The organism is Mycobacterium sp. SMC-4, from assembly GCF_025263265.1.
Classification (GTDB): Bacteria; Actinomycetota; Actinomycetes; order Mycobacteriales; family Mycobacteriaceae; genus Mycobacterium.
Genome location: NZ_CP079869.1, coordinates 3292170 through 3312122, shown reverse-complemented (window position 1 = coordinate 3312122; position 19953 = coordinate 3292170). Strand labels below are relative to the sequence as shown.

Sequence of the window (19953 nt, the reverse complement as noted above, 5' to 3'; positions counted from 1 at the left end):
CTCTCCTTTTTTCGGTAGCCCGCCGGTGACGGTATGGACACGATGTTGCACGGCAGTCAAGCGCATGTTGCGTAGACGTTACGCGTGCGGTGACGTCCCGGGTCGGGGCGCTTCCACAGGCACCTATCCTGGCTGCATGCCCCCCAGTTCCGGTTCCGGTTTTCGATCCTGGCTTTCTGGGCCGGATACTCCCGCGCCGAGCGAGTATCCGGGCGAACGGCTCGGACTGCCCGCCGACGGCGCCGGGTCCATAGCCCGGTTCGGTCGTCGCATCGCCGCCCTTGCCGTCGACTGGGTGGTCGCTCTCGGGCTGGCCGCCTTGGCGATGGCATTCGGGTGGATCAGCTTCGCGAACCTGCAGACCACGCAGCTCATCGTCTGGTTCGTGCTCGGCGTGCTGTCGGTCCGACTTTTCGGCTTCACCCCCGGCCAGTTCGCGCTCGGGTTGCAGGTGAGGTCGGTCGATCACCGCGAGCACGTCGGATCCGGGCGCGCGCTGGCGCGTCAATTGCTGATCACGCTGGTGATCCCGGCGTTGTTCACCGACTCCGACCTGCGCGGCCTGCACGACCTCGCGACCAAGACCGCGGTCGTTCGCCGGTAACACGCGGGTCCGGAGGCGATGCGAGGCGTTCAGCGCCGACGGACGGTGCGCTGCACGCCGCGCATCTTCGCGTTGGTCGGCATCGGGCCCTTCGGCATCGCCGCGGGACCGACCTTGGTGCCGAGTGCGGCCAGCCGGGACTCCAGGGAGTCCATCTGTTTGACCGTGATGTTGGCCGGTAGCTTGTTCAAGTGCCGTTCCAGCTTGGACAGCGGAACCTCGCCCTCACCGTTGCCGATGATGATGCTGTAGATCGGAGCGTCGCCGACCAGACGCGCGGTGCGTTTCTTCTCCTGGGCCAGCAGCGGCTTCAGACGGTTCGGTGATCCTTCGGCGACGAAGATGACTCCCGGGCGTCCGATGACCCGGTGCACGGCATCGAAGTGCCCGGTCGCGGCGACAGCCGGGGTGACACGCCATTTGCCGCGCAGGTTGTCCAGCGCCCAGGCAGCCGCACCGGTCTGCCCTTCGGCCTTGCGGTACACCGACTTCTGCGCGCGGCGGCCGAAGATGATGAAAGCCACCAGCGCGCCCAGGACTACCCCGAGCGGGATCATCATGTACATCGTGAACCCGCCCGCGTATATGCCGGCGGCCACCGATGCGCCCACGATCACCACGAACGCGGCGATCATGTAGGGCAGGAGGCGTTTGTCCTCTTTGCGCTGGATCTTGAATGCCTGCCACAACTGACCGCGCCGCTGCTTGGCCGCCGCCTTACGGGCTGCCTTCGCCTCGGCCTTGGCAGCCTTGGCCTCGGCCGGGTTACGCCTTTTCGCCATTGCTTCAGGATACGGAGTGCGATGCCGCGCTCGCCGGGGCTCCCGTGGGTCGGGATGCCACCGTCTGTGCGTACAACTTGCCCGCCCGGTAGGAGGAGCGGACCAGCGGTCCGGCCAGTACTCCGGAGAAGCCGAGTTCGGTGGCGAAATCCTGATGCTCGACGAACTCGTCCGGATGCACCCAGCGCTCCACCGGATGGTGGCGCGGAGAGGGCCGAAGGTACTGGGTGATGGTCACGATGTCGCAGCCGGCCTGATGCAGGTCCCGCAATGCCGACCGGACTTCCTCGGGTGTCTCACCCATACCCAGGATCAGGTTGCTCTTGGTGACCAGCCCGTGCTCGCGGGCCATCGTCAGAACCGACAGGCTGCGGTCGTAGCGGAACCCGGGGCGAATCCGCTTGAAGATGCGCGGAACGGTTTCGACGTTGTGTGCCAAGACTTCCGGGCGCGACGCAAAAACCTCTGCCAGCTGTGCCGGCTCGGCGTTGAAATCCGGGATCAACAACTCGACACCGGTGTTGGGGTTGAGTGCCTTGATCTGGCGGACCGTCTCGGCATAGAGCCAGGCGCCACCATCGGGCAGGTCGTCGCGCGCCACACCGGTGACGGTGGAGTAGCGCAGACCCATCGCCTGCACGCTCTCGGCGACCCGTCGCGGCTCGTCGCGATCGAGCGCGGCGGGCTTGCCGGTGTCGATCTGGCAGAAGTCACACCGGCGGGTGCACTGCTCGCCGCCGATCAGGAACGTCGCCTCGCGGTCTTCCCAGCACTCGAAGATGTTGGGGCAGCCGGCTTCCTCACAGACGGTATGCAGACCCTCACGCCGCACCAGGCCCTTGAGCTCCCGATACTCCGGGCCCATCTTGGCTCGCGTCTTGATCCACGGCGGCTTGCGCTCGATCGGGGTCTGGGCGTTGCGCACTTCCAGACGCAGCAGCTTGCGGCCGTCGGGAGCGATAGTCACTGGGCCGAGTCTACGCCTGCGGTAACGGCGACGCTGGTGGCGATGCGACCGTCGAGCGCATCGAGCACCGTCTCGGCCACTCGGTCGGTGACCTCGGCGACGGTGACGCGGCGGCCCAGTTCGGCGCTCAGCGATGTCACCCCGGCATCGGCGATGCCGCACGGCACGATCGAACCGTACGCCGACAGGTCACAGTCGCAGTTGAGTGCGAATCCGTGCAGGGTTGTCGCCCGCGCCACCCGGATCCCGATCGCGGCAATCTTGCGTGGCCGCGCCGAGGAGCCGGCCACCCAGACCCCGGACCGTCCGTCGACCCGGCCGGCCGGCACGCCCCACTGCGCACACACCGTGATCAACGCCTCTTCCAGCCGGCGCACGAAGTCCACCACGTCCATCGGTTCGGCCAGTCCGATGATGGGATACCCGACCAACTGACCTGGGCCGTGCCAGGTGATCTTGCCGCCTCGGTCGGTCTCCACCACAGGTGTGTCGTCGACCGGCCGCTCTTCGGGCAGTGTGCGCCGCCCCGCGGTGTAGACCGGGGGATGTTCGAGCAGCAGCAGGGTGTCCGGGCCGCCCGCAACACGCTCGGCGGCCAGCTCACGTTGCAGATCCCACGCCTGCAGGTAGTCCACGGTGCCGAGGCGGCGTACCTGCACCGCTGACCCGTGCGAGCGCACTGACGAGGTCATGGACGCGACGCTACTCTCAGTCCCGGCCGGGTGCGGTCGCGAAGGCCAGAGCTTCGCCGATGGTGTTGTGCTGGAACGAGTATCCGGCCTGCTCCAGCGCTGCGGGAATCACCCGCTGGCCCCCCAGCACGCCTTCGTCGGCGAACTCGCCGAGCACGGCGCGCAGGGCGAAGCCCGGTACCGCCAGCGGGGTCGGCCGCTTCAGCGTGCGCCCGAGCGCCGTGGTGAATTCGGCGTTGGTGACCGGCGCCGGCCCGGTGAAGTTCACCGGGCCGGACAGTTCCTCGTTGCTGATCGCGAACAGCAGGGCGCGTACCTGATCTTCCAGGCTGATCCACGACATGTATTGGCGGCCATTGCCCAGCCGGGCGCCCAAACCCAGCGAGAACAACGGCTTGATCCGACCCAGCATGCCGCCGGACTGCGCCATCACCAGACCGGTGCGGGTCAGCACCACCCGCACGCCGTTGTCGGCGGCGATGGCCGTGGCCGCTTCCCAGTCGACGGTCAGTCGGGCCAGGAAGCCGTGCCCGGGCGCTGCGGTCTCATCGACCGGGGTCGCGCCGGTGTCACCGTAGAACCCGACCGCGCTGGAGTTGATCAGCAACGGGACCCCGGCCTCCACCACGGCGCGCGACAACACCTCGGTGGGGCCGATGCGGCTGTCCCGCAGGCTCTGCTTGAACGCTCCCGACCAGCGCTTCTCGCCGACGTTGACGCCGCACAGGTTGACCACTGCGGTCACACCGCGCAGCGCTTCGGGGTCGAACTGACCGGTGTCGGGATTCCAGAACACCTCATCGGCATTGGTCGGAGCCCGCCGGACCAGCCGCAGCACGCGACGGTCGGTCGCGCGCAGCGCGTACACCAACGCCGTTCCGATCAGACCTGACGATCCCGCGACCGCGACGACCGAATCTGATGGCTTCGACACGCCGGCCTACACCCCCAGGTCGGCCTCGAATGCGCCTTCTTCGAGCCGTCGCTTGATGGTGGTCAGAAAGCGTCCCGCGTCGGCTCCGTCGATCAGGCGGTGGTCGTAGGTCAGCGGAAGGTAGCTCACCGAACGGATACCGATCGACTCGTTGCCGAACTCGTCGATGATCACCCGCGGACGCTTGACGATCGCTCCGGTGCCCAGCATGGCCGCCTGCGGTGGCACCAGGATCGGAGTGTCGAACAAGGCGCCCTGGCTACCGATGTTGGTGATCGTGAACGTGCCGCCGGCCAACTCGTCGGGCTTGAGGTTGCCTGAGCGCGCTCGCCCCGCGATGTCGGCGATGGCGCGCGCCAAGCCGCCCAGCGACAGATCTCCCGCGTTGTGGATCACCGGTGACAGCAGTCCCTGGTCGGTGTCGACCGCGATGCCGAGGTGCTCGGCGTCGTAGTAGGTGATCTCCTTGCTGTCCTCGTTGTAGCTGGCGTTGACGTTGGGGTGGATCTTCAACGCGTCGATCACCGCGCGGGCGATGAACGGCAGATAGGTCAAGTTGACGCCTTCGCGTTCGGCGAACTGCGACTTGGCCTTGGCGCGCAACGCCACGATCTTTGTCATGTCGACTTCGTGGGTCTGCGTCAATTGCGCTGTGGTCTGTAGGGATTCGCGCGTCTTCTTCGCCGTGATCTGGCGAATGCGGTTGGCTTTCTGCGTGGTGCCACGCAGATGGGCCAGCGCACCCTGCGGTGCCGGCGCGGTGCTGGCCGCCTTGGCCGGCGCCTCGGCGGCCGGCTTGTCGGCGGGGGCCTTGTCGGCCTTTTCCTTGGCGCTGGCCGCGGCAAGGACATCCTGCTTGCGGATACGGCCGCCGACACCGGTGCCCTTCACGGTGCCCAGATCCACCCCGTGCTCGGATGCCAGTTTGCGCACCAGCGGGGTGACATAGGGTCCGGAGTCGCCCGACGACTCGTCGGACGTGGACTTCGGTTGCGGCGTGGACTCCGATGTCGGTTCGGGTTTGGGCTGCGACTTAGGTTCCGGCTCGGCCTCCTCGGACGGCTTGGCCTGGGGCTTGGCCTCCTTGGTTTCTTTGGTCGGCTCCGGCTCCGGCTCCGGCTCCGGCTCGGGCTCGGGCTCCGGCTCGGGTTCACTGTCGCCCGACTCACCGTCGGACTCGCCGATCTTGGCCAGCTCGCCACCGACCTCAACGGTGTCGTCCTCTTCGGCGGTGATGGACAGCAGCGTTCCGGCCACCGGAGACGGGATCTCGGTGTCGACCTTGTCGGTGGATACCTCGACCAGCGGCTCGTCGACCTCCACGGTGTCTCCGACGCTCTTGAGCCAGCGCGTGACCGTGCCCTCGGTGACGGACTCGCCGAGTTCGGGCATCAGCACCGGGGTCGAGGAGCCCCCACCGGATCCGCCGGACGACTTCTTCGGCTCGGGTTCGGGTTCGTCATCGGACTCGTCGGCGGGCTCAGGGTCTGGCTCGTCGTCGGACTCATCGGACTCGTCGGCCGCGGAGTCGTCCTCGGCACTGTCGTCCTGGGGGTCGCTGTCACCGTCGTCGGCACCGCTGTCACCGTCGTCGTCATCGGCGTCGCCGATCACCGCCAGCTCGCCACCGACCTCGACCGTGTCGTCCTCCTGGGCGATGATCTTCTTCAACACCCCGCCGGCGGGGGAGGGGATCTCGGTGTCGACCTTGTCGGTCGACACTTCCAGTAATGGCTCGTCCTCCTCGACTGTGTCTCCCTCCTGCTTGAGCCAGCGGGTCACAGTCCCCTCGGTCACGCTCTCGCCGAGTGCGGGCATCTGAACGGAGATGGCCATATGGTGTGGCTCCCTTGCACGGTCAGTCGCAGGTGGTTGAAGTGTCGTTACCCATCCTGTCACGTCTACTCACACGTTTCGCCGCGGACATGGGTTCTGGCTGCTCTGGCACTATCGAATTGTGGGGCGGTCGACGTCAGTCGGGTCCGGACAGAGAGGAGCGCACGCGGTGGGACTGTTCGACAGGTTCGGTGGTCGGCGCCGCTCGCGTAAAGCCACCTCTGGACCCGACCCGGCAGCCGATCTGCGCTACCTGCAGCGTTGGGTCGCCGAGCACACCGGGGTGGAAGCCTTTGTGGAGCCGAAGACGACCGTCACCGAGGTCACCGTGGTCCTGGTCGCCGCCGACGGTGAGTGGACGCGGCGCCGCGCCGGAGGTGACGCCGGGGCCCGGCGGCTGTCCAAACAGCTGAACATCCCCGTCTATGACGTGCAGAAGGTCGGGTATCCGCAGCGGATGCGGGATTTCGACGCGCGGCAGCGTATCGAGCGCAAGCGCGCGGCCCGCGAGGAGATGGACCGCTAGACATGCTCCGCGGTCAGCTGTTCACGGCTGGAGCTTGATCAGCCGTTCACTGCTGGAGCTTGATCAGCCGTTCACGGCTGGAGCTTGATCAGCCGTTCACGGCTGGAGCTTGATCAGCCGTTCACGGCTATGTCTTCGAGCACCGCGAACAGCGTGCGCGTCGGTACGCCGGTGCCGCCCTTGGGGTTGTACCCCCAGGGTCCGTTCGAGTTGTAGGCCGGCCCCGCGATGTCGATGTGGGCCCACTGCACGTTCTCGGCGACGAACTCCCGCAGGTACACACCGGCCACCAACATGCCCGCGTAGCGCGACCCGCTGATGTTGGCCAGATCGGCCACCGTGGACTTGAGGTCGTCCTTGAGTTCGTCGGGTAGTGGCATGGCCCAGGCGTTTTCGCCGACGGACTGGGAGAGCGCGGCCACGCGGTCGCGGAACTCGTCGCTGCCCATCACCCCGGGTGTCCGGGCACCCAGCGCGACGGTCTGCGCACCGGTCAGCGTGGAGGTCTCGATCAGGTAGTCCGGTTCGTCCTCGCAAGCCCGCACGATCGCATCGGCGAGAATCAGCCGGCCTTCGGCGTCGGTGTTGAGCACCTCGACGGTGATGCCGCCGTACTGGGTGAGCACATCACCGGGGCGCTGCGCGGTCGACGACGGCATGTTCTCGGCCATCGGCACGGTGGCGATGACGTTGAGGGGCAACTGTTGGCCGGCGGCCAGCACCGCGGTGGCGACAACGGCTGCGGCACCACCCATGTCGGAGGTCATGTGGTGCATGTTGGCGGCGGGTTTGATCGAGATGCCGCCGGTGTCGAACGTGACTCCCTTGCCGACCAAGGCCACGGTCTTGGCGTCTTGGCCCGGTGCACCGCGGTACACCAGCCGCACCAGTCGAGGCGGCCGCGCCGAACCCTTGCCCACACCGACGATCCCGCCGAATCCTTGTTCGGCCAGGGTCGCCTCGTCGAGAATTTCCACCTCCATGCCGGTGGCCTCTCCCAAAACCTTTGCGCGACGGGCGAACTCGTCTGGGTACAGGTGGCTGGGCGGAGTATTGACGAAATCGCGGGCGGTGGCCACCGCGCCGGCGATCGCCGCGGCCCGATCCGCAACGGCCTGCGCATCGGGCAGTGCGCTCAGCGCGACGACCGCCGCGACCGGGGCGTCCTTGGGCGCGGTCTTGTCCGAGCGGAACTCGGTGAAGCGATAGGCGCCCAGGATCAATCCCTCGACAGCGGCGGCCAGGTCGAGCGCGGTGAGGGTGGTGATCACCGTCTCGACACCGGACAGCGCGCGTGCCGCCACACCGGCGGCGCGGCGAATGGTTTCGGCCCCGACGTCGTCGCGTTGCTGACCCAGCCCCACCGCCAACACGCTGTCGACCGGCAGCGACGGCGCCACCACGCGAGTTACCTGCTCGGCGCCTCCTTTGGCGGCCAGCGCCGCCAGTGCAGTCTCGATCTCGGCGATGCCGGCTGCGCTGAGGAATCCCGAGTCGACGACCGTGGCCCTGGCGTCGTCGTCACCTGAGCCGACGACAGGCACGACCAGGACGGACGATGCGGCCGGCCGCTCGGGCAGCGCGCTGGCGACGGTGACGGACGGGGACTGGTAACCGGCTGCGGTGCTCACGGGCAACCACCCTAGCCACTGGCCCACTACTGTGGTTGGTCGTGACTGACAACCTGCTGGCCGGGCCCCTCGAACAGCGACACCGAGAGCTCGGTGCGAGCTTCGCCGAGTTCGGAGGCTGGCTGATGCCCGTCTCCTATACCGGCACCGTGGCCGAGCACACCGCCACCCGCACCACCGTCGGACTGTTCGACGTCAGCCACCTCGGTAAGGCTCTGGTGAAAGGCCCGGACGCCGCCGGATTCATCAACTCGACGCTGACCAATGACCTGCGCCGCATCGGACCCGGTCAGGCGCAGTACACCCTGTGCTGCGCCGAATCGGGCGGCGTGATGGATGACCTGATCGTCTACTACGTCGCCGATGACGAGATCTTCCTGGTGCCCAACGCCGCCAACACCGCCGCCGTGGTGGCGGCCTTGCGCGAGCACGCGCCGTCGGACATCGCCGTGACCGACGAGCACCGCTCGCGCGCCGTGCTGGCTGTGCAGGGACCGCGCTCCACCGAGGTGGTCGCCGGACTGGGCCTGCCCACCGACATGGACTACATGGGTTTCGCCGACGCCGTCTTCGACGGCGTGGAGGTCCGGGTGTGCCGCACCGGCTACACCGGTGAGCACGGCTACGAGCTGTTGCCGTCCTGGGACGAGGCCGCCGTGGTGTTCGACGCTCTGGTCGACCGCGTGCGGGCAGCCGGCGGTGAACTCGCGGGGCTGGGCGCTCGCGACACCCTGCGCACCGAGATGGGTTATCCGCTGCACGGCCACGAGCTGTCGTCCGACATCTCACCGGTGCAGGCTCGCTGCGGATGGGCCGTCGGCTGGAAGAAGGACGCGTTCTGGGGCCGCGAGGCGCTACTGGCGGAGAAGCAGGTCGGGCCGCGCCGGACCCTGCGCGGGCTGCGGGCTGTCGGTCGCGGGGTGCTGCGCGCCGGCCTCAACGTCGTCGACGGGGACCGTGCCGTCGGCGTCACCACCTCCGGAACCTTCTCGCCCACACTGAAAGTCGGCATCGCGCTGGCGCTGATCGACACCGAAGCCGAGATCGCCGACGGTGCCCGGGTGGCCGTCGACGTACGCGGTCGGCTGGTCGACTGCGACGTGGTCAAGCCGCCGTTTGTCGACACCAGGACGCGCTGACGCCTGCGGGTCGGGGCACAAAATTCGTTGGCGGTGCGGATATACAATCGCCCTCATGACTGACGCCCTCGAATTCACCGTCGATCGCAACGCGAACCCGGCGAGTGACGAGGTGCGCGCCGGGATCCTCGCCAACCCCGGCTTCGGCAAGTACCACACCGACCACATGGTCTCGATCGACTATGTCGACGGGAAGGGTTGGCACAACGCACGGGTGCAGCCCTACGGACCGATCGAGCTCGACCCGTCGGCGATCGTTCTGCACTATGCGCAGGAGGTCTTCGAAGGGCTCAAAGCCTACCGCTGGGCCGATGGTTCGATCGTGTCGTTTCGCCCGGAGGCCAACGCTGCCCGGCTGCGGGCCTCGGCGCGACGCATTGCCATCCCGGAACTGCCACAGGAACTGTTCATCGAGTCGTTGCGGCAGCTGATCGCCGTCGACGAGGCCTGGGTGCCGCCTGCGGGCGGGGAGGAATCGCTGTATCTGCGGCCGTTCATCATCGCCACCGAGCCGGGCCTGGGTGTGCGCCCGGCCCTCGAGTACCGCTACCTGGTCATCGGCTCGCCGGCCGGCGCGTACTTTCCGCGCGGTATCAAGCCGGTCAGCGTCTGGCTGTCACACGAGTACGTGCGCGCCTCGCCGGGCGGCACCGGTGCGGCCAAGTTCGGCGGCAACTATGCGGCCTCGCTGCAGGCGCAGGCTCAGGCCGCCGAGCACGGCTGCGACCAAGTGGTCTGGCTGGACGCCCTGGAGCGCCGCTACGTCGAAGAAATGGGTGGCATGAACCTGTTCTTCGTGTTCGGTAGCGGCGGAACCGCACGGCTGGTCACCCCTGAGTTGTCGGGCTCGCTGCTGCCTGGAATCACACGAGATTCGTTGTTGCAGTTGGCAACTGATGCTGGGTTCGCGGTCGAGGAACGTAAGATCGACGTCGATGAATGGCAGAAGAAGGCCGCCGCGGGGGAGATCACGGAGGTGTTCGCCTGCGGCACCGCTGCCGTCATCACCCCGGTGTCACACGTCAAGTACGGCGCCGGGGAGTCGGGCGGCGAATTCACCATTGCCGACGGCGAACCCGGCGAGATCACCATGGCCCTGCGCGACACCCTGACCGGGATCCAGCGCGGCACCTTCGCCGACACCCATGGCTGGATGGCCCAGCTCAGCTGATCGCCAGGCCCACCGCGGCGACCGTCGTCGTCACCTCGACCGCCGCGCCCAACACGTCGCCGGTGATGCCGCCGAACCGGCGTACGCAGTGTGACACCAGCGCCACGCTGCACAACACCGCCACGAGCACCACCAGCGGTCCGTGCCACCACCGGTCACACGCCCACACTGCGACCACGGCCACCACCGCGACCCAGGCACCCGCCACCCACCACGGCTGAGTGCCCGCAACCAGTCGGCCGAGCGAACTGCCCGCCGCGGCGGGCACCGAGCGACGGCAGGCCGCGACGGCGGCGACCCGGCCGGCTGCGACGGCGACGAGCACTCCCAGCGCGGTGGCCTGTGCGAAAGCCAGACTCTGGAGCAGGATCACCGACGCCACCGCGGCGCAACCGAACGGGCCGGCTGAACCGTCGCGCATCACCGCCAACGCACGCTCGGGCGGTCCGTAGCAGCCGAGTGCATCGGTGGTGTCCGACAGCCCGTCGATGTGCAGTCCGCGGGTTGCCAGCGCCAGCGCCGCCACCACCACGGCGCCCGCCAACGCACTTCGGTCTCCGAACGCCAGCCCGCCGAGCCACCACAGCGCGGCTGCCAACGCTCCCAGGGTGAACCCCGCGACCGGCAGCGCAGTCAGCACTCCGCGGCCGACGTACGCGGTCAGCGCCTTCGGGGTGGGCAGCACCGTGGCGAACGCGAAAGCGCCGACGACCGAGCGGATCACGTCTCAGCCCCCGTTGATCCCGGCTTCCTGGAAGGTCGCCATCGAAGCCAGCGCGGCCACCGCGGCCCGCAGCACCGGCAGGGCCACCAGAGCACCGGTCCCCTCACCGAGGTGCATGTCCAGTTCCACGATCGGTGTCAACCCCAAATGCTCCAGGGCCACGGAATGGGCGGGTTCGGTCGAACGGTGACCTGCCTGCCACCACAGCTTCGCGCCGGGCGCCAGCCCCTCGGCGGCCAGCGCCGCGGCTGTCACCACCAGGCCGTCGAGCAATAGCGGAGTCTTACGCAGCGCGGCCTGAGCGCAGAAGCCGGCCATCGCCGCCAAGTCGGCCCCGCCGCAGATCCGCAGCAGCGCAACCGAATCGGCTGACAGCCTGCGGGTCCTGTACAGCGCGTCGCGGATTGCCGCGGTCTTGCGCACCCAACCGGCGTCATCGACGCCGGTGCCGCGCCCGACCACAGCGACCGGCTCGCTGTCGGTGAGTGCGGCGACCAACGTGGTCGCCGGCGTGGTGTTGCCGATACCCATGTCCCCGGCGATCAGCAAATCCGCTCCGGAATCGACCTCCTCGTCGGCGATGCTCCGACCCGCCTCGATGGCCTCGACGACCTCGTCGGGACTCAACGCGTCCTCCACGGCGATGTTGCCGCTGGATCGACGGATGCGATGTGATCCGATCGCCGGTGACAACGGTTCGACCGTGTCGACGGCGATGTCGGCGATGCGCACGGTGGCGCCGGCGATGGTCGCCAGTGCGTTCACCGCGGCACCGCCACCGTCGATGTTGGCCACCATCGCCGCGGTGACCTCCGGCGGATAGGCCGACACCCCGGCCGAGGCCACGCCGTGATCACCGGCGAACACGACCACCCGGGCGCGTTCGAACTGGCGCGGCGGACAGAGACCCTGACACGCGGCCACCCACACCGAGAGGTCTTCCAGTCGGCCCAGCGCGCCCTGCGGCTTGGTCAGTTCGCCCTGCCGGGTACGCGCGGCTGCCGAGATCTGCTGGTCCGGTGCTGCGACTGCGGGAAAATAGGACACCGAGGCCGTCACGCCACGCGTGAGCCGCGCTCGACCATCGGTCGCGGAGCGCGCATCCGGCGCAGCTGAGAGGCCCGGCTGGCGGCGTAGAACCCAAGCTTGAAGCCGGTTTCGGTGTTGTCCGGGAACTTCTCGTTCACCCTGCGGTTGACCTTGCGTCCCAACACGATGCCATCGATCACCATGACGACGACCAGCAACAGCATCGCCGGCGACAACAGCTGCTGAACCTCCACCGACGGCACCGCAAGCATCACGAAGATCAGGAACAGTGCCGACGGCATGAACAAGCCGAGCAGGTTGCGGCGCGCATCGACCATGTCACGCACGTAGCGGCGCACCGGACCTTTGTCGCGCGGCAGCAGGTAGGCCTCCTCGCCGGCCATCATCCGGTCACGACGCTCACTCATCACCACGCGGCGTTCCGCGCGCTGGGCCTTCTTCTCGTCGCGTGAGAGCTTGGGCCCGCGCATCTCCTTGCGGCGCTTGCGCGCCTCGGCGGTGGTCATCGGCGCGGGCGCAACCGGGCGGCGGGTGCGCGCAGCCTCACTGCGCTTCGGTGTCGGCCGGCCCTTGGGAGCGGTGGTCGTACGCCCGGAGCGGGCGCTCTGCGCGTTCTCGTCGGTGCCGGAGTTTCCGTCATCCGCGGGGTCGCCGGCATCGTCGTTGTTGCGGCCCAGGAGTTTCACGCCTGCCAGGTTACTGTCCCGATGCCGGGACAAGCGAACCCCGCCGGTCACGCCGCCGTCGCCGTGCAGAGCCCTTGATCAGGTCATAGTCTGCCGGGATGAGTCGCTCCGTGCTGATCGCACCGGACTCGTTCGGCGACAGCCTGACCGCGGTGGCCGCGGCGCATGCCATCGCTTCCGGCTGGGCGGCGTCGCGACCGGAGGACCGGCTGATCCTGGCACCGCAGTCCGACGGTGGCCCCGGCTTCGTCGACGTCCTGGCCAGCCGGCTCGGGACGGTGCGCACCGCCACGGTCAGCGGACCGCTGGACTCGACGGTCATCGCCCACTGGGTGCTCGACGACACCCGACCACCGGTCACGGCATACCTCGAATGCGCCCAGGCCTGCGGGCTGGCGCTGCTGGGCGGGCCGCCGACGGTCCGAACGGCCCTCGAGGCGCACAGCAGGGGAGTCGGTCAGCTGATCGCCGACGCGCTCGCTGCCGGTGCCCGACGAATGGTGGTCGGGCTCGGGGGCAGCAGCTGCACCGACGGTGGCCGCGGCATGGTCGACGTGCTGGGCGGGTTGGCCGCTGCCCGGCAGCGGTTGGCCGGGGTCGAACTGATCGCGGCCAGTGACGTCGAACACCCGCTGCTCGGCGCCATGGGCGCCGCCGCAGTGTTCGGACCACAGAAGGGTGCCGACGCCGAGACGGTGGCAATCCTGGAGGACAGGCTGACCCGCTGGGCCGCCGAACTCGACGCGGCCGCGCAACGGCCGATCCACGACGAACCCGGCGCCGGCGCAGCCGGTGGACTTGGTGCAGCTCTGCTGGCGCTCGGCGCGCGACGGGAATCCGGTGCCGCGGTGATTGCCGCCCACACCGGACTCGAGCACGACGTGGCCACCGCCGATGTCGTGGTGACCGGCGAGGGCAAGTTCGACGACCAGTCCCTGCACGGCAAGGTCGTCAGCGCGCTGGCCGCCGCTGCGCGGGCCCGCGACCTGCCCGTTCTCGTGCTGGCCGGGCAGGTCGCGCTGGAGTCGACAGCCGCCCGCGACGCCGGTATCGCCGCCGCGTACTCGCTGTCCGAGCACGCCGGCTCGGTCCAGCGGGCCCTCGACGAGGCGGCCGAGCAGCTCTGCGCACTGGCCGCCGAGGTCGCCGCCGAGTGGCGATAGATGGGGAATAGCGGCGCGAGCGGGTACCGTTGACCGTGTGGAGCCACGGGTAGGAGGGGCTTCACCCACGTACATCCACACAGGAGATTCCATGACTGTTCAGGACGAGTCGGCAGTGCAGGCACAACACGGCGTGGTCCTGACGGACGCCGCGGCCGCGAAGGCCAAGGCGCTGCTCGATCAGGAAGGCCGTGACGACCTCGCGCTGCGGATCGCTGTCCAGCCCGGCGGCTGCGCAGGCCTGCGGTACAACCTCTTCTTCGACGACCGCACCCTCGACGGGGACCTGACGGTCGACTTCAACGGCGTCGAGCTGACCGTCGACCGGATGAGCGCTCCCTACGTGCAGGGCGCCACGATCGACTTCGTCGACACCATCGAGAAGCAGGGGTTCACCATCGACAACCCCAACGCCACCGGCTCTTGCGCCTGCGGCGACTCCTTCAACTGATCTGTTTCAACCACCGCGGCCGGTCAGTAATGACCGGCCGTTCGTGGTAGGTACGAACAGACCAGCACCTGGTCATCGATCGACAACACCTGCGCGACAGCCTGCTCGTCGACCTCTCCGGATTGGTTGCGTGTCGCCGTCTGCGGCGTCACCCGCATGGTGAACAGCACCTGGGCCTGCGTGGGCGAGGACCGCACCATCTTGTCGATCGACGTGACCTGCGCGGAACCGTACTGCTTGCGGAACGCATCGCTGGAAAGGCTGGCCAGCGCCAGATCGGACCGCTTCTCCTTCACCGAGTCGAACAGCCCGCACAGCGTATGTCGCGCCACCGCCTCGGCATCTCCGTTGGTCAGCGCGTCGAGGTAGTTCTGGACGGCGGCCTGCGCGGAAGACTCGGTCAACGGTCCGGTGGCCGACGGCGCGTTGTCGTCTCCGATGAGCGCCACCGCGGTCAGCCCGGCGGCCAGCGCGATCACCGCCGCGGCCACCACGCCGCCGATCAACCACTTGCGCCGCTTGGGCGGATAGGGCACCGGCGGAGGCAGCGCACCCGGGTAGCCGGGGTCGAAGGTGGTCGGGTAGGGCTGCGCACCCGCCGGATACTGCGGTGGGGAGAAGGACTGCGGATAGCCCTGTGGGCCTGCTGGTCCGGCGCCGTATGGGGGCGGGTAGGGACCAGTCATACATGTACTCCCGAGGGGTCGCAGGATCGCAGGAAGTCTCTCGATGCACCACGCAGGCACTCATAGGCAGGTTAGCGCAAGCGCGGGCAGTGCCTCGGGTGCGCAAGGGCGCTCAGGTGGGGGAGACGAGCCGCGCGCGCGGACCGACACTAGGGTGAACTCCGATTCGTCCATCGGGTCGTCGAGCCGGTGACTACAGACATGAAGGGTGGGACTGCGTGACCATTGCGGTAACCGGATCGATTGCCACAGATCATCTGATGCGTTTCCCGGGGAAGTTCTCCGAACAACTGCTTCCCGATCACCTACAGAAGGTGTCGCTGAGCTTCCTGGTCGACGACCTGGTGATGCACCGCGGCGGCGTCGCCGGGAACATGGCCTACGCGATGGGCGTGCTGGGCAGCAATCCGGTACTGGTCGGCGCGGTCGGATCGGATTTCGACGAATATCGCGCCTGGCTCACCTCGCACGGCGTGAACTGCGACCACGTGTTGGTCTCCGAGAGTGCCTACACGGCCCGTTTCGTGTGCACCACCGATGTGGACATGGCCCAGATCGCGTCCTTCTACCCGGGCGCGATGTCGGAGGCCCGCAACATCAAGCTGGCCGAGCTGGCGGAGAAGTCCGGTGCTCCCGACCTCGTCATCATCGGCGCCAACGACCCCGAAGCGATGTTCCTGCACACCGAGGAGTGCCGATCGCTGGGCCTGGCCTTCGCCGCCGACCCCAGCCAGCAGCTGGCGCGCCTGACGGGCGAGGAGATTCGCCGCCTCATCGACGGTGCCACCTATCTGTTCACCAACGACTACGAGTGGGACCTGCTGCTGCAGAAGTCCGGCTGGTCGGAGGCCGAGGTGATGGGCCAGATCCAGCTGCGGGTCACGACGCTGGGCGAGAAGGGCGTCGACCTGGTCGGCCGGGACGGCACCTTCGTCCACGTCGACGTGGTCCCCGAGACGCACAAAGAGGATCCGACCGGTATCGGTGATGCGTTCCGCGCCGGCTTCCTGACCGGGCGCGACGCGGGACTGTCCCTGGAGCGGGCTGCCCAGCTGGCCTCGATGGTGGCCACCTTGGTCTTGGAGGCGCCGGGGCCGCAGGAATGGTCGTGGGACAAAGAATCGGCGGTCACGCGCCTCAACGACGCCTACGGCGCACAGGCCGGCGCCGACATCGCCGAGGCGCTTGCCTAAAGCTGCACCGGGTAGCTGGGCTCGCCGATGGTGGGCCTGACCGTCTCGTCGACGAAGATCGCGTACCACAGCAGGAAAATCAGCACGGTCCACAACCGGCGGCTGTGATCGGTGGCGCCGGTGCGGTGCTCGTCGAGCATCGCCCGGACCGCCGCCAGGTCGACATAGTCACCGGCTCCGGAGGCGGCCACCGTCGCGTACGCCCAGTCCAGTAGTTCACCGGCGCGCAGCCAGTGCCGGATCGGGACCGGGAAGCCGAGCTTGGGTCGGTGCAGCACATGCGCCGGGATGATCGGCTCCAGCGCGCGGCGCAACGCGTACTTCGTCGTCGACCGGGTGATCTTCTGCTCGTAGGGCAGCCGGGAGGCCACCGCGAACACCTCGGGATCCAGGAACGGCACCCGCAGTTCCAACGAGTTCGCCATCGTCATCTTGTCGGCCTTGACCAGAATGTCGCCGCGCAGCCAGGTGAACAGGTCCACGTGCTGCATCCGCGCCACCGGATCCCAGCCCTGCGACCGGGCGTACACCGCCGCGGTGACGTCGGTATGGGTCCAGTCCGGCCGGAACCGCGGCAACACCGCGCGCAGCTGCGCGTCGGAGAAGCTGCGGGCGTTGCCGTAGTAGCGCTCTTCGAGCGTCAGCGAACCGCGATGCAGCAGGCTCTTGCCGCGCATGCCCTCCGGCAGCGGGTCGGCGAACCGTCGGACCGACTTGCGTAACCCGCGCGGGAGGTAATCGAAGGGTTTGAGCGACAGTGGCTCGCGGTAGATCGTGTAGCCGCCGAACAACTCGTCGGCACCCTCACCGGAGAGCACAACCTTGACGTGTTTGCGCGCCTCTCGGGCGATGAAGAACAGCGGCACGAGCGCAGGGTCGGCGACCGGCTCGTCGAGGTACCAGACGATCTCGGGCAGCGCCGCGACGAACTCCTCTTGGCTGACCACCTTGGTGACGTGGCGCGCGCCGATGGCCTCGGCCGATGCGACCGCGACGTCCACCTCTGAGAAACCTTCACGCTCGAAACCGGTGGTGAAGGTGATCAGCCGCGGATTGTGCCGCATGGCCAGCGCGGCGATCGCGGTCGAGTCGATGCCTCCGGACAGGAACGCCCCGACGGTCACGTCGGCGCGCATGTGCTTGGCCACCGAGTCCTCCAGCACCGCGGTGATTTCGTCGTAGCGCTGCTGCTGTTCGGACCCCGAGGCCGGGAAGGGGATCGCGTCGAACGTCGGCGTGAAGTAGCGGGTGATCTGCGGCGTCTGCCCGGGACGCACACGTGCGTAACTGCCCGACTCCAGCCGCCGGATACCGCGGTGCAGGGTCTCGGGCTCTGGCACGTACTGCAGCACCGTGTAGTGCTGCACCGCCCTGTCGTCGAGCGTCAGGTCGATTCCCAGCGGCTCCGCGACCTCCAGCAGGCATTTCTTCTCGCTGCCCACCACGGTGCCGCCGCGGCCGGTGGCCATGTACAGCGGTTTGATGCCGAACGGGTCGCGTGCGCACAGCAATTCCTGTTCGGCGCTGTCCCACAGCGCGAAGGCGAACATGCCGCGCAGCCGGGTCAACGCGGCGGTGCCCCAATGGTGGTAGGCGGCCAGGATCGTCTCGCCGTCGCCGTCGGTGTGGAACTCGGCGTCGAACTCGGCGTGCAGCGCGTCGCGCAGCTCCAGGTAGTTGTAGATCTCGCCGTTGAACACCAGCGCATACCGTTGCGGTGCCTCCGGCGGGCCCCAGCGCAGTGGCTGATGGCTGTGGGCGATGTCGATGATCGAGAGCCGATTGAAACCCAGCACCACGCGCTCGTCGTGCCAGGTGCCCGGCTCGTCCGGGCCGCGATGGCGCATCAGCGCGGTGGCCCCGGAGATGGTGTCGACGGTGCTCGAAGACACCTCAGTTGCAGAGTCGGTCACCAACGCCAGCAGTCCGCACACCGCGCCAGTATGCCTAATCGGCGAGGCGCATTCGGCCTGGCGCGGCGGCAGAGGCACGGTCGCGTGGCTTCGCTGGAAGCGGGTGGTCTACGCTGCGTAGTATTCAGTGCAGCCGTCGACCGCACGGCGGTCCAACGAACTTGGTAGGAGGCGCCAACGTGTCCGCTCGCGGCCTTAAGTTGGTGGCATTGTCCCTGCTCCTGGGAGGGACGGCGGTCCTGCTCAGCGGATGCAGCTGGTCGGAGGTCCTCGGGCTTGGGTGGCCCAAAGGCATCACACCCGAAGCCCACCTGAACCGGGAACTGTGGATCGGCTCGTTGGTCGCCGCGCTCGTCGTCGGCGCCATCGTCTACATCTTGCTGTTCTGGACCACGCTGTTCCACCGCAAGAAGAAGGACGACACCGAGCTGCCGCGCCAGTTCGGCTACAACATGCCGCTGGAACTGGCGTTGACCGTGACGCCGTTCCTGATCATCTCGGTGCTGTTCTACTTCACCGTTGTGGTGCAGGAACGGATGCTGCACAAGGAGCCCAACCCCGAGGTCGTCATCGACGTGACCGCGTTCCAGTGGAACTGGAAGTTCGGCTACCAGTCGGTGAACTTCGCCGACGGCACGCTGACCTATGACGGCACCGACAACGAGCGCAAGGAAGCGATGGTTTCCCGTCCGCAGGGCACCGACAGCCACGGACGCGAGAGCTACGGAGCGATCCGTGGTAACAACCCTGAGGACCGCAGTTACCTGAACTACAACGAGATCGAGACGCTGGGGTCGTCCAACGAGATCCCGGTGCTGGTGTTGCCGTCAGGTAAGCGGATCGAGTTCCAGATCGCCTCTGCCGACGTGATCCACGCGTTCTGGGTACCGGAGTTCCTGTTCAAGCGGGACGTCAATCCGAATCCCGAGAACAACAACTCGGACAACATCTTCCAGGTCAGCGAGATTCTGGAGACCGGCGCCTTCGTCGGCCGCTGCGCCGAAATGTGCGGCACCTATCACTCGATGATGAATTTCGAGGTCCGGGTCGTCGAGCCCAACGACTTCAAGGCGTACCTCGATCAGCGTCTGGCCGGGCGGTCGAACTCCGAGGCTCTGGAGGCGATCAACCAGTCTCCGGTCGCGGTGACCACCCGCCCGTTCGACACGCGCCGCGGTGAGGGTGCTCCCGAAATCCAGCAGGCGAACAGGTAGGACAGCAGATGCATATCGAATCCCGGTTGTTCGAGTTCCTGACGGCGTTCTTCGCGCTGTGCGCGATCGTCTACGGCGGGCTGACCGCGGTTTTCGCCAATGGCGGTGTGGAATGGGCGGGCACCACCGCGTTGGTGCTCACCACCGGTCTGACCTTGATCGTCGGTACGTTCTTCCGCTTCATTGCTCGTCGTCTCGATACCCGACCCGAGGACTACGAGGACGCCGAGATCGCCGATGGAGCCGGGGAACTCGGCTTCTTCCCGGCGCACAGCTGGTGGCCCATTCTCATCGCGCTGGCTGCCTCGGTCACCGCGGTCGGCATGGCGTTCTTCCTGCCCTGGCTGATCGTCGCGGGCGTGGCTTTCGTGCTGGCCAGCGTGTGTGGGCTGGTGTTCGAGTACCACATTGGACCTGAGAAGCACTAAGCCGGGGCATTGTCTTCCCGTGGTGCCGGCAAGGTCACAATCGGGGCATGAGTTCGTCCGTCGCCAGCGTTGAACGTCTCGGTCCGATTCCCGTTGGGTAGTGTTGCCGGGGCACCGTGGGCTGCTGACGGCACCTCACGGGGCTGGACAGCCAGGCGAGAAG

General features: G+C 67.8%; 20 protein-coding genes. 9 read left to right on the top strand and 11 right to left on the bottom strand.

What is annotated here, in order from left to right:
- Positions 1-136 precede the first annotated feature (136 nt).
- On the top strand, positions 137-604 hold the full coding sequence (locus tag KXD98_RS15765) for an RDD family protein (protein ID WP_260759313.1): 468 nt from the start codon (positions 137-139) through the stop codon (positions 602-604).
- 29 nt (positions 605-633) lie between these two features.
- On the opposite strand, the gene KXD98_RS15760 is transcribed toward KXD98_RS15765, so the two are convergent.
- From KXD98_RS15760 to sucB, 5 genes are read right to left on the bottom strand one after another with little or no spacing between them, the layout of a single operon-like run.
- A complete protein-coding gene (locus tag KXD98_RS15760; protein WP_260759312.1) occupies positions 634-1386 on the bottom strand; it encodes a DUF4191 domain-containing protein in 753 nt (250 codons plus the stop codon).
- A 4-nt stretch (positions 1387-1390) separates the two neighbouring features.
- A complete protein-coding gene (lipA, locus tag KXD98_RS15755) occupies positions 1391-2353 on the bottom strand; it encodes a lipoyl synthase (RefSeq protein ID WP_260759311.1) in 963 nt (320 codons plus the stop codon).
- Positions 2350-3045: a lipoyl(octanoyl) transferase LipB gene (gene lipB, locus KXD98_RS15750; RefSeq protein WP_260759310.1), complete on the bottom strand. Its 696-nt coding sequence runs from the start codon at positions 3043-3045 to the stop codon at positions 2350-2352. The genes lipA and lipB overlap by 4 nt, the downstream gene beginning before the upstream one ends.
- Positions 3046-3061: 16 nt before the next feature.
- Entirely contained in the window at positions 3062-3979 is a 918-nt protein-coding gene (locus KXD98_RS15745) for a TIGR01777 family oxidoreductase (RefSeq protein WP_260759309.1), read from the bottom strand.
- Positions 3980-3985: 6 nt separating this feature from the next.
- Positions 3986-5815 carry a 2-oxoglutarate dehydrogenase, E2 component, dihydrolipoamide succinyltransferase gene (gene sucB / locus KXD98_RS15740; protein WP_260759308.1) on the bottom strand — a complete coding sequence of 610 codons (1830 nt, stop codon included), beginning with the start codon at positions 5813-5815 and terminating at the stop codon, positions 3986-3988.
- A 169-nt stretch (positions 5816-5984) separates the two neighbouring features.
- Here sucB and KXD98_RS15735 point away from each other — a divergent pair, with 169 nt between their 5' ends.
- Positions 5985-6341, top strand: a complete 357-nt coding sequence (locus KXD98_RS15735) for an oxidoreductase (RefSeq protein ID WP_260759307.1) — start codon at positions 5985-5987, stop codon at positions 6339-6341.
- A gap of 113 nt (positions 6342-6454) precedes the next feature.
- Here the strand turns inward: KXD98_RS15735 and KXD98_RS15730 are convergent, their stop codons facing one another.
- Entirely contained in the window at positions 6455-7972 is a 1518-nt protein-coding gene (locus KXD98_RS15730) for a leucyl aminopeptidase (RefSeq protein ID WP_260759306.1), read from the bottom strand.
- Between the two features lie 41 nt (positions 7973-8013).
- Here KXD98_RS15730 and gcvT point away from each other — a divergent pair, with 41 nt between their 5' ends.
- Together gcvT and KXD98_RS15720 are read left to right on the top strand one after the other, a co-directional pair.
- Positions 8014-9111, top strand: a complete 1098-nt coding sequence (gene gcvT / locus KXD98_RS15725) for a glycine cleavage system aminomethyltransferase GcvT (RefSeq protein WP_260759304.1) — start codon at positions 8014-8016, stop codon at positions 9109-9111.
- Between the two features lie 55 nt (positions 9112-9166).
- Entirely contained in the window at positions 9167-10282 is a 1116-nt protein-coding gene (locus KXD98_RS15720) for a branched-chain amino acid aminotransferase (RefSeq protein WP_260759303.1), read from the top strand.
- Here KXD98_RS15720 and KXD98_RS15715 read toward each other — a convergent pair.
- The 3 genes from KXD98_RS15715 to KXD98_RS15705 are packed head-to-tail and all read right to left on the bottom strand — an operon-like array spanning position 10275 to position 12742.
- The gene (locus tag KXD98_RS15715) at positions 10275-11006 is read right to left on the bottom strand and encodes an adenosylcobinamide-GDP ribazoletransferase (RefSeq protein ID WP_260759302.1); all 732 of its coding nucleotides are present in this window, start codon (positions 11004-11006) and stop codon (positions 10275-10277) included. The two genes, KXD98_RS15720 and KXD98_RS15715, sit on opposite strands and share 8 nt — an antisense overlap.
- A gap of 3 nt (positions 11007-11009) precedes the next feature.
- On the bottom strand, positions 11010-12065 hold the full coding sequence (cobT, locus tag KXD98_RS15710; RefSeq protein ID WP_396881401.1) for a nicotinate-nucleotide--dimethylbenzimidazole phosphoribosyltransferase: 1056 nt from the start codon (positions 12063-12065) through the stop codon (positions 11010-11012).
- Positions 12062-12742, bottom strand: coding sequence for a DUF3043 domain-containing protein (locus tag KXD98_RS15705; protein WP_260759301.1), 681 nt, complete (start codon positions 12740-12742; stop codon positions 12062-12064). The genes cobT and KXD98_RS15705 overlap by 4 nt, the downstream gene beginning before the upstream one ends.
- A gap of 98 nt (positions 12743-12840) precedes the next feature.
- Between KXD98_RS15705 and KXD98_RS15700 the strand changes: the two genes are divergently transcribed.
- Both KXD98_RS15700 and KXD98_RS15695 read left to right on the top strand, forming a co-directional pair.
- On the top strand, positions 12841-13905 hold the full coding sequence (locus KXD98_RS15700; RefSeq protein WP_260759300.1) for a glycerate kinase: 1065 nt from the start codon (positions 12841-12843) through the stop codon (positions 13903-13905).
- Between the two features lie 91 nt (positions 13906-13996).
- Positions 13997-14356: an iron-sulfur cluster assembly accessory protein gene (locus tag KXD98_RS15695; protein WP_260759299.1), complete on the top strand. Its 360-nt coding sequence runs from the start codon at positions 13997-13999 to the stop codon at positions 14354-14356.
- 23 nt (positions 14357-14379) lie between these two features.
- On the opposite strand, the gene KXD98_RS15690 is transcribed toward KXD98_RS15695, so the two are convergent.
- Positions 14380-15042 (bottom strand): hypothetical protein, encoded by a 663-nt coding sequence (locus KXD98_RS15690; RefSeq protein WP_260759298.1) that lies wholly within the window; start codon positions 15040-15042, stop codon positions 14380-14382.
- Between the two features lie 218 nt (positions 15043-15260).
- Here KXD98_RS15690 and KXD98_RS15685 point away from each other — a divergent pair, with 218 nt between their 5' ends.
- Positions 15261-16235 carry a carbohydrate kinase family protein gene (locus tag KXD98_RS15685; RefSeq protein WP_260759297.1) on the top strand — a complete coding sequence of 325 codons (975 nt, stop codon included), beginning with the start codon at positions 15261-15263 and terminating at the stop codon, positions 16233-16235.
- Here KXD98_RS15685 and asnB read toward each other — a convergent pair.
- Positions 16232-18169: an asparagine synthase (glutamine-hydrolyzing) gene (gene asnB / locus KXD98_RS15680; protein ID WP_396881397.1), complete on the bottom strand. Its 1938-nt coding sequence runs from the start codon at positions 18167-18169 to the stop codon at positions 16232-16234. The two genes, KXD98_RS15685 and asnB, sit on opposite strands and share 4 nt — an antisense overlap.
- Positions 18170-18309: 140 nt before the next feature.
- Between asnB and KXD98_RS15675 the strand changes: the two genes are divergently transcribed.
- The gene (locus tag KXD98_RS15675; protein WP_396881396.1) at positions 18310-19362 is read left to right on the top strand and encodes a cytochrome c oxidase subunit II; all 1053 of its coding nucleotides are present in this window, start codon (positions 18310-18312) and stop codon (positions 19360-19362) included.
- Between the two features lie 8 nt (positions 19363-19370).
- Positions 19371-19790, top strand: coding sequence for a cytochrome c oxidase subunit 4 (locus KXD98_RS15670; protein WP_260759295.1), 420 nt, complete (start codon positions 19371-19373; stop codon positions 19788-19790).
- The last annotated feature ends 163 nt before the right edge of the window (positions 19791-19953 follow it).

What these genes read in the sequence shown, in the direction of transcription:
- KXD98_RS15690 (WP_260759298.1), bottom strand. Translation starts at nt 15,042, where the DNA reads ATGACTGGTCCCTACCCGCCCCCATACGGCGCCGGACCAGCAGGCCCA.
- KXD98_RS15695 (WP_260759299.1), top strand. Translation starts at nt 13,997, where the DNA reads ATGACTGTTCAGGACGAGTCGGCAGTGCAGGCACAACACGGCGTGGTC.
- KXD98_RS15700 (WP_260759300.1), top strand. Translation starts at nt 12,841, where the DNA reads ATGAGTCGCTCCGTGCTGATCGCACCGGACTCGTTCGGCGACAGCCTG.
- KXD98_RS15760 (WP_260759312.1), bottom strand. Translation starts at nt 1,386, where the DNA reads ATGGCGAAAAGGCGTAACCCGGCCGAGGCCAAGGCTGCCAAGGCCGAG.
- KXD98_RS15670 (WP_260759295.1), top strand. Translation starts at nt 19,371, where the DNA reads ATGCATATCGAATCCCGGTTGTTCGAGTTCCTGACGGCGTTCTTCGCG.
- lipB (WP_260759310.1), bottom strand. Translation starts at nt 3,045, where the DNA reads ATGACCTCGTCAGTGCGCTCGCACGGGTCAGCGGTGCAGGTACGCCGC.
- sucB (WP_260759308.1), bottom strand. Translation starts at nt 5,815, where the DNA reads ATGGCCATCTCCGTTCAGATGCCCGCACTCGGCGAGAGCGTGACCGAG.
- KXD98_RS15720 (WP_260759303.1), top strand. Translation starts at nt 9,167, where the DNA reads ATGACTGACGCCCTCGAATTCACCGTCGATCGCAACGCGAACCCGGCG.
- KXD98_RS15765 (WP_260759313.1), top strand. Translation starts at nt 137, where the DNA reads ATGCCCCCCAGTTCCGGTTCCGGTTTTCGATCCTGGCTTTCTGGGCCG.